8 protein-coding genes are annotated in these 8,062 nt (G+C 58.1%); 5 read left to right on the forward strand and 3 right to left on the reverse strand.

Annotation, left to right across the window (positions count from 1 at the left end):
* Nucleotides 1–39: 39 nt before the first annotated feature.
* From IIY41_RS04865 to IIY41_RS04875, 3 genes are all read right to left on the reverse strand, one after another.
* On the reverse strand, nucleotides 40–1,215 hold the full coding sequence (locus tag IIY41_RS04865) for an AI-2E family transporter (RefSeq protein ID WP_009323436.1): 1,176 nt from the start codon (nucleotides 1,213–1,215) through the stop codon (nucleotides 40–42).
* A gap of 149 nt (nucleotides 1,216–1,364) precedes the next feature.
* On the reverse strand, nucleotides 1,365–2,015 hold the full coding sequence (locus IIY41_RS04870) for an SGNH/GDSL hydrolase family protein (RefSeq protein WP_009323437.1): 651 nt from the start codon (nucleotides 2,013–2,015) through the stop codon (nucleotides 1,365–1,367).
* A gap of 27 nt (nucleotides 2,016–2,042) precedes the next feature.
* Nucleotides 2,043–2,903, reverse strand: coding sequence for a MurR/RpiR family transcriptional regulator (locus IIY41_RS04875; protein WP_082431936.1), 861 nt, complete (start codon nucleotides 2,901–2,903; stop codon nucleotides 2,043–2,045).
* 275 nt (nucleotides 2,904–3,178) lie between these two features.
* Here IIY41_RS04875 and IIY41_RS04880 point away from each other — a divergent pair, with 275 nt between their 5' ends.
* From IIY41_RS04880 to IIY41_RS04900, 5 genes are all read left to right on the forward strand, one after another.
* Nucleotides 3,179–4,543: an ABC transporter substrate-binding protein gene (locus IIY41_RS04880; RefSeq protein ID WP_287400022.1), complete on the forward strand. Its 1,365-nt coding sequence runs from the start codon at nucleotides 3,179–3,181 to the stop codon at nucleotides 4,541–4,543.
* A 190-nt stretch (nucleotides 4,544–4,733) separates the two neighbouring features.
* Nucleotides 4,734–5,663, forward strand: coding sequence for a carbohydrate ABC transporter permease (locus tag IIY41_RS04885; protein WP_050006409.1), 930 nt, complete (start codon nucleotides 4,734–4,736; stop codon nucleotides 5,661–5,663).
* 15 nt (nucleotides 5,664–5,678) lie between these two features.
* Entirely contained in the window at nucleotides 5,679–6,503 is an 825-nt protein-coding gene (locus IIY41_RS04890; protein ID WP_009323441.1) for a carbohydrate ABC transporter permease, read from the forward strand.
* 73 nt (nucleotides 6,504–6,576) lie between these two features.
* Nucleotides 6,577–7,500: a dihydrodipicolinate synthase family protein gene (locus tag IIY41_RS04895; RefSeq protein ID WP_009323442.1), complete on the forward strand. Its 924-nt coding sequence runs from the start codon at nucleotides 6,577–6,579 to the stop codon at nucleotides 7,498–7,500.
* Nucleotides 7,501–7,713: 213 nt separating this feature from the next.
* On the forward strand, nucleotides 7,714–8,062 hold a 349-nt coding region (locus tag IIY41_RS04900), incomplete at its 3' end, for an ROK family protein (protein ID WP_287400023.1).

Consider the following 8,062-nt stretch of genomic DNA (forward strand, 5'->3'; position numbering starts at 1 on the left):
AAAGCGCCGTTCCGGCGGAACGGCGCTTTTCTGGTTCAGTCACATTTTCTCCTCCGGCGTCGGCGCAGGCACAGAGGCCCCGGCAGCAGCCTGCGCCTCCAGGCGGCGGTGCACGCCCAAGCGCAGCAGCGCGTGCAGGATACTGCACACCGGCACCGCAAACAGCATGCCCGCAATGCCCCACAGGCTGCCGCCCACCGTGACGGCGGCCAGCACCCAGATGGGCGGCAGCCCAACTGAGGAGCCGACCACACGGGGATAAATGAGGTTGCCCTCCACCTGCTGGAGCACCAGCAGGAAAATCACGAAGATCAGCGCCTGCGTCAGGCTCTCCATCCCGATCATGAATGCGCCCACAATGAGGCCCACCCAGGCGCCGACGATGGGAATGAGCGCCGTAATGCCCACCAGCGCGCCGATCATGGGCGCATAGGGCAGCCGCAGCAGCGACATGCCCAGCCAGCACAGCGTGCCCAGAATGCACGCCTCCGTGCACTGGCCGGAAACGAATTTCGCAAACGTGCGGCTGGCCATATTGGCCACAAAGAACAGGCTGTCCGCCCATTTGCGCGGCAGAAACGCCACGCACACACGGGCCGTCTGGCTTTTCAGCTTCTCCTTGCCCAGCAGGATATACAGCGCGAAGATGAACGCCATGATGGCGTTGAACACGCCGCCCACGATGCCCGACAGCACCGATACCGTGCCGCCCAGCAGATTGCCCGCGCCTTCGGTAACGTAGCTCAGAAGCTTTTTGCCCGTTTCATTCCAGTCGATCTGCAGCGAAGCCAGCCATTGCTCCGCCTGCGGGAACCGGTCGGCCCCTTCCAGCGCCCACTTCTGCGCGGCCGTCAAAAACTCGGGGATGGCCTCTCCCAGCACCGCAAACGCACTCAGCAGCTCCGGCACCACCAAGGCGAACACCGCCGTCAAAATAACAATGATGGCCAGCAGCGAGAGGAGGATGCACAACGGACGGCGCAGCGCCGCCGCGCGTTTGTTTTTTGGATTCTTCAAAAGGTGCCGTTCAAAAAAGCGCATTGGGATGTTCAGCACGAACGCCATGCAGAAGCCGAGGAGAAGCGGCCACAGGATATTGAGCAGCCAGCCCGCCGCGTCCGCCAGCAGCGACAGGTTTTGCAGGGCCCAGTAAAAGAATATCGCCGCACCCGCGATGCCCAGGATTTTCAGTACAGTCAGTTTGTCCAGTTTCACAGGAATACTCCGTTTCTTTTTCATTCCGATCGTTTTTCAGATCCATCATACAGCATGAAGACGTGTCCGCAAAACAAAAACGCTGTAAAAATAACACGTCCGCAGCCGGCCGCAAAAAATAAGGACGGATCTTGTCCGCCCTCATTTTATCACGTTTTCAGTACCTCTACAAGCGCTTGGGCCAATGCCGCATGCGCGCTCCGCGTCAGGTGTATGCCATCCAGCGGATGCACTTCCACGCCGGGCACGCGCCCTGCGTCCAGAAAGCGCGCGCCCAGCTGCAAAACCACGGGCTCCAGTTCCTGTGCCAGAGCGGCAGCCTTTTCCGCACATCCGCCACCCAAAGCGTTGCGGAAGACCAGACTCTCGTATGCGGGCACAATAGGCGCAGGGCATACAGCCAATATATCGGGTTTATCACGCCATGCATCGGTATCGGCAGCCTTTTTCAACAGGCGTCCAATGCCCTGTGCAATGAGATAGGCATTGCATCCGAACCGTTCCTTCGTATCATTTGTTCCCAACATCACCACCAGTGTATCCAAGGGCGCATGGCTCATCATACAGGGCGTAAGGTAGGAAAGGCCGCACAGCCCTTCGGTGACGGGGTCGTCAAACACCGCGGTACGGCCCGGCAGGCCCTCCTCGATCACGGTCCAGCCCGGCCCCAGCAAAGCCTGTATACGGCACGGATATCTCTCTGTTTCCCCATAACGGCCGTCCCGCTCCGGGTCGTATCCATACGTGTTTGAATCTCCAAATACAAGTATACGGCGCTCGGTGATATTTTCATAATCCATCACAGTCACATCCCTTTCGTTCTGTGCTTACAGCAGCTTTGCTGAAATGGCTCCTGCCGTAGCCTCGCGGTTCGCCTCCGTCAGGGCGGGATTGGTGCGGCAATATTCATTGAACAGTACGTCGATGATGAACAGCAGACCCATCTTTGCAGCCACGGAACCGGATTGCAGCGGCCCCTCCTTGGAGCCGCACAGCAGGGTCACATCTGCCATCGCAGCGGCAGGCGACTTTGCAAAATGCGTCACCAGGATGATCTTTGCGCCGCGTCTGCGCGCCGGGCGCAGCACATCCAGCATATCCTTTGTCGCGCCGGAATAGGAAAAAAACAGGATCACGTCGTCCGGCGTGGAGAGCGCCGCGGCCATGGCCTGCATGTGGGAGTCCTCGATGCACTGGAACTGGGGTGCGGCTGTAATGAAACGCGCCCATGCCTCCATGGCAATGACCAGGCTTCCCCCCTGTCCGAAGCAATAGACCCGCTGTGCGGCGGAAAGATATTTCACTGCCAGGCCCACATTCTCCTCGTCGATCTGCGCCAGCGTCTGGCCAATGGCCGCCACGTTCGTGGCATACAGCTTTTTGCACATGTCGGTAATGCTGTCCTCCGGCAGGACCTTTCCATAGATGCCGACCTCGTCATCCGCCGCCGGGGCGCCGCTGGCCTTTGCAAGGGCCAGTTTGAAATCATTGTAACCGGAAAAGCCCAGCGTACGGCAGAACCGTGAGATCGTGGCCTCGGCTACGCCGCATTCCTCCGCCAGCGCCGTGATGGACATGTACTGTGCCTCCACACGGTGCGCAAAGATGTAGTCCGCTGCCTTCCGCCCGGATTTTGTGAGGTTGTTGTATTCGCCCGTCATCGTATCCAATACGTCCTTATATTCCACGGGGCGCCTCCTTTTCAGATTTAAAAAATGAAAATCTTTTTCATTTGTGCTTTCTTTAATTATAAGCATACGAAAGGAAAACACACAAGAGCTTTTCATCAAATTGTAAGAATTTGGCACGATGCACAAAAAACGAAAAGATTTTCATTACAAAAGCAGATTGAAAATGTTTTTCACAAATGGTACTATGAGGACGAAGCAGGACAGGACGCGCCCCGCAGGTACCGGTACGCGGTGCGCGCCGTCCCCAATATATCAAAAACAGGAGGACCACTATGAAAAAGCTGTTCGCCGTCGCTCTCGCGCTGGTTCTGTCCGTCGGCATTTTTGCCGGCTGTAATGCAAGCGGCACATCCTCTTCCGCACCCGTCTCTACGTCGGCCCCGGCCGCTTCTTCTTCCGCTTCCCCGTCGGACGATCCCACCCAGATGACCGCAGAGATTACCTGGTGGGCGTTCCCCACCTTTGGGCAGGAAAATGCCGATGATCCCGCCGGCACTTACGAGCAGAAGATCATCGAAGCGTTCAACGAAAAATATCCCAACATCAAGGTGAACCTCGAGACCATCGACTTCACCTCCGGGCCGGACGCCATCACGGCCGCCATCGAGGGCAATGCGGCCCCCGACGTGCTGTTCGACGCCCCGGGCCGCATCATCGAATACGGCAAGAATGGCAAGCTGGTGTCTCTGGACGATCTGTTTACCGATGAATTCGTCAAAGATGTGAATAACGACGCGCTGGTCAACGCATGCAAGGGCAATGGCACCGCCTACATGTATCCCATCAGCTCCGCTCCGTTCTATATGGTCATCAATCAGAAGCAGTGGGAAGAAGCCGGCGCTCTTGAGTTTGTCAACCAGGAGGGCGACCGCACCTGGACTACTGAGGACTTTGAAAAAGCGCTGAAGGTTCTGCACGAGGCCGGTGTGAATCCCGGCACACTGTTCTGCCAGGGCCAGGGCGGGGACCAGGGCACCCGGGCCTTCATCAGCAATCTGTACGGAGCCGAAATTGCCAATGCGGACATGACCGAGTATACCATGAACAGCGAAGCTGGCGTCAAGGGCCTGGAAACTGCGCAGAAGTGGATTCAGGACGGCCTTTTGGGCAACGGCGTTGCCTACAACGGAGGCAGCGATATCGAGCTGTTCAAGACAGGCAGCACCTCTTTTACACTTTGCTGGGGTACCTCCACGCAGCTTGTGAACCAGGCCACGCTGGATGAGAACGCTATCACCACGCTTTCCCTGCCGTTCCCCTCCGACGACGGCGTGCCCGCGCTGGAGTATCTGGTCAACGGCTTCTGTGTGTTCGACAACGGCGATGACACGAAAGCTGCCGCGGCGAAAGAGTTTATCAAATTTGTATGCGACGACGAGACCTGGGGCCCGAAGAACGTTGTGCGCACCGGCGCATTTCCCGTGCGCGCCAGTTTCGGCGACCTGTATGCGGGAAATGAAGAGTATAAGCTGCTGTCCGGCTGGACGAAATATTACGCTCCGTATTACAACACTATGGACGGTTTTGCCAACATGCGCACCGAATGGTGGAACATGCTGCAGGCTGTCACCAATGGCGACGACGTCACCGCTGCTGTAAACGCCTACGTGGAAAATTCCAACGCGGGTATGGCATAAACCGCAAACCGGACGCCGCGGTCCCGCTGACGGCGGGGCTGCGCGGCGGATGTGCGAAGGCGAACCGGACCGCATACAAAGGTTTGGTTCGCTTTCTGCATACCGCGGCCGCGCACAACGGCACATTTTTTCCGCACGGCCTCCCGTTTTCAAGGGCCGGCTCAACTGGTAAAAGGGGGAATCTTTTTTTATGGCGCACCGCAATCCGGGCAAGGCGGATGGACGCAGCCACGCACTGCGCCGCCACGACAATATCGTCGGTTATCTTTTCATGCTGCCGGCGCTGCTGTTTTTCTGCTGCTTTATCATCATTCCCATGCTCACAGGCTTTGTTACAAGCCTGTTTGATTACACCATGAAGACCCCGGTCTCCATGGAGACTTTCGTGGGCCTGCGCAACTACGCAGAGCTATTCACCACGCCCACGTTTTACCGTGCGTTGCTCAATACGCTGCTCATCGTTGTGGTTGCGGTTCCCACCGTCACCGCGTTTTCGCTGTGGGTGGCTTCCGCCATCACGCCGATGCACGAGGCACCGCGTTCGTTTTTTCGCTGTGTGTTCTATCTGCCCGCGGTCACGGGCACCGTGGCGGTCGTGGTCGTGTGGAAATGGATGTTCGATGCTTATAACGGTATTTTTAACTGGGCTCTCAAATCTCTGGGGGTCATCGATCAGAATATCATGTGGCTCGGCGATGCGCGTTTTGCCATCTGGTGCATTATCCTCATCCTGTTCACCACTTCGGTGGGGCAGCCCATTGTGCTGTACGTAGCGGCATTGGGCAACGTGGACCGATCCCTGGTGGAAGCCGCCGAGGTGGACGGCGCCACCAAGCTGCAGACCTTCTGGAAGATCAAATGGCCCTCCGTCATGCCTACGACACTGTATGTGGCCATCATTACCACTATCAACAGCTTCCAGTGTTTCGCACTTATCCAACTGCTCACTTCCGGCGGACCGCAGCATTCCACCGACACGGTGATGTATTACTTATATACCAATGCTTTCACGCTGTACCGTTATGGGTATGCGAACGCCGTAGGTGTGGTACTGGCCATTATCATTGCGCTGTTCAGTGTTCTGCAGTTCAAAACGATGAACACCGGCGTGGAATATTAAGGAGGGGGAAGCGCAATGGAAAAAAATAAAAAAGCCTATACAGTTTTTGCGTGGGCGGCGCTGTGCCTGCTGGCTTTCACCTTCATCTTCCCGCTGTATTGGATCGTGACCGGTTCGTTTAAGCTGCAAACGGCGACGGTTCAGCTGCCGCCTCAATGGTTCCCTGCGGAGCCCACGGCGGCAAACTATGTCAAGCTGTTTAAAAACCCGGCGGGCCTTTGGCTGTGGAACAGTGTGTTCCAGGCCGCCATGGCCACGCTGCTGACATGCTTTACCGCTTCGCTGGCGGGCTATGCATTGGCGAAAAAGCGATTTACGGGCGCAAAATTCATTTTTGCCATTTTCGTATGCGCTATGGCACTGCCAAAGCAGGTGGTGATGGTGCCCCTGGTGCGCATTATGGCGGCCATCGGGCTGTACAATACCTCATGGGCCGTCATCTTTCCCACGGTCGGCTGGCCGTTCGGCGTGTTTTTGATGAAACAGTTTTCCGAGACTCTGCCCTCCGAGCTTCTGGAGGCCGCGAGAATCGACGGCGCGGGCGAACTGCGCACCTTCTGGGATATCGTGCTGCCCATCGTCAAGCCCGGCGTAGGGGCGCTTGCCATCTTCACCTTCGTCAATACCTGGAACGATTATTTTATGCAGCTCATCATGCTCAAAAGCAGCGATGCCATCACGGTCTCACTGGGCATTGCCCGGCTGCAATCGGAGTTCGCGACGAACTACGGGCTGATGATGGCGGGCGCCACATTGGGCGCGGTACCCATCGTTGCAGTATTCATCTGCTTCCAGAAGTATTTTACGCAGGGCATCACGATGGGCGCCGTCAAGGGATGACGGCCGCCTGCATATATCCGGCGGCGGCGAGCTGTTTGCCCTGTGCCGCCCCATTGAGAGAGGAACGATTTGTATGAGAGAGCCTGAAAAATATTGCGGCGTCATCCCCGCGTTCTATGCCTGTTATGACGACGCGGGCGAAGTGAGCCCCGAACGGGTGCGCGCGCTTGCAGAGCATCTGATTCGAAAAGGCGTCAAAGGCGTTTATGTGGGCGGCTCATCCGGCGAATGTATTTACCAAAGCGTAGACGACCGCAAGCGCACGTTGGAAAATGTGATGGCGGTAGCCAAAGGGCGCATCACGGTCATCGCACACGTGGCGTGCAACAACACGCGGGACAGCGTGGAACTGGCGCGCCATGCCGAGAGCCTGGGAGTAGACGCCATCGCAGCCATTCCGCCCATCTACTTTCACTTGCCGGAATACGCCATCGCCGATTACTGGAACGCGATGAGCAACGCCGCACCCAACACCGACTTTGTGATTTATAATATCCCGCAGCTTGCGGGTGTGGCGCTGACGATGCCCCTGTTTGAGGAGATGCGCAAAAATCCCCGTGTCGCGGCTGTAAAAAATTCTTCCATGCCGGTGCAGGATATCCAGATGTTCAAGGCTGCGGGCGGCGAGGGCTTCGTGGTGTTCAACGGTCCCGATGAACAGTTTGTGGGCGGGCGCACGATGGGTGCGGACGGCGGTATCGGCGGCACCTATGCAGTGATGCCGGAGCTGTTTTTGAAGGCCGATGCGCTTTTGCGAACAGGCGAGGTTGAAAAAGCCTGTGCCGTCCAGTATGATATTGATGCGATCATCTACGCCATGTGCGCCTGCCGCGGTAACCTGTATGCGGTAATGAAGGAAATTCTTCGCCTGCGCGAGGGCCTGATTCTGGGAGGCGTGCGCGCGCCGCTGCCGGGCCTCGGGCCTGAAGATATGCCCCAGGTAGAAAAATGCGCGGCGATGATAGACGCGGCCATTGAGCGCGCTGCCGCTTTATAACGCTCCCCCTTCCAGTCCCGGACGCAGGGCACGGGCGGCGGCCCTGCCCTGCACCGGGGCTTTTTGTATTGGGAACGCCCTGCACACCAGGGTTCATGAACCGCACACGAAAAAGCCGGTGCCCGGTGGGCTGCGGCGCTTATTGAGCGGAGAAGCCGCAATGCGGACTTACAGCAACGGCGCATCTGCGCCGGAACGGCAAGGAGTGAACAAATGAAAATCTCATGTATCGACATCGGAGGGACATACATCAAGTCGGGCGTGCTGGAGGACGGCGTGCTGACAGACGTAGAGGAAACGCCGACGGACGGAGGCGGCGGGGCGCGGGCGATGCTGTCCCGCGTGGCGCAGCTTGTGCGGCAGACGCCGGGCGTGGAGCGTGTGGGCGTCTCCACCGCCGGCGAGGTGGACGCCCGGACGGGCGTTATCCGCCTGAGCGACAATATCCCCGGCTACACGGGGCTGAACCCGCGGCAGATCCTGGAGGGGGAGCTGGGCCTGCCGGTGGCTGTGGAAAACGACGTGAACGCCGCGGCGGCGGGAGAATTCGCCTTCGGGGCGG

This window comes from Ruthenibacterium sp. (assembly GCF_017421385.1).
Lineage (GTDB): Bacteria > Bacillota > Clostridia > Oscillospirales > Ruminococcaceae > Ruthenibacterium > Ruthenibacterium lactatiformans.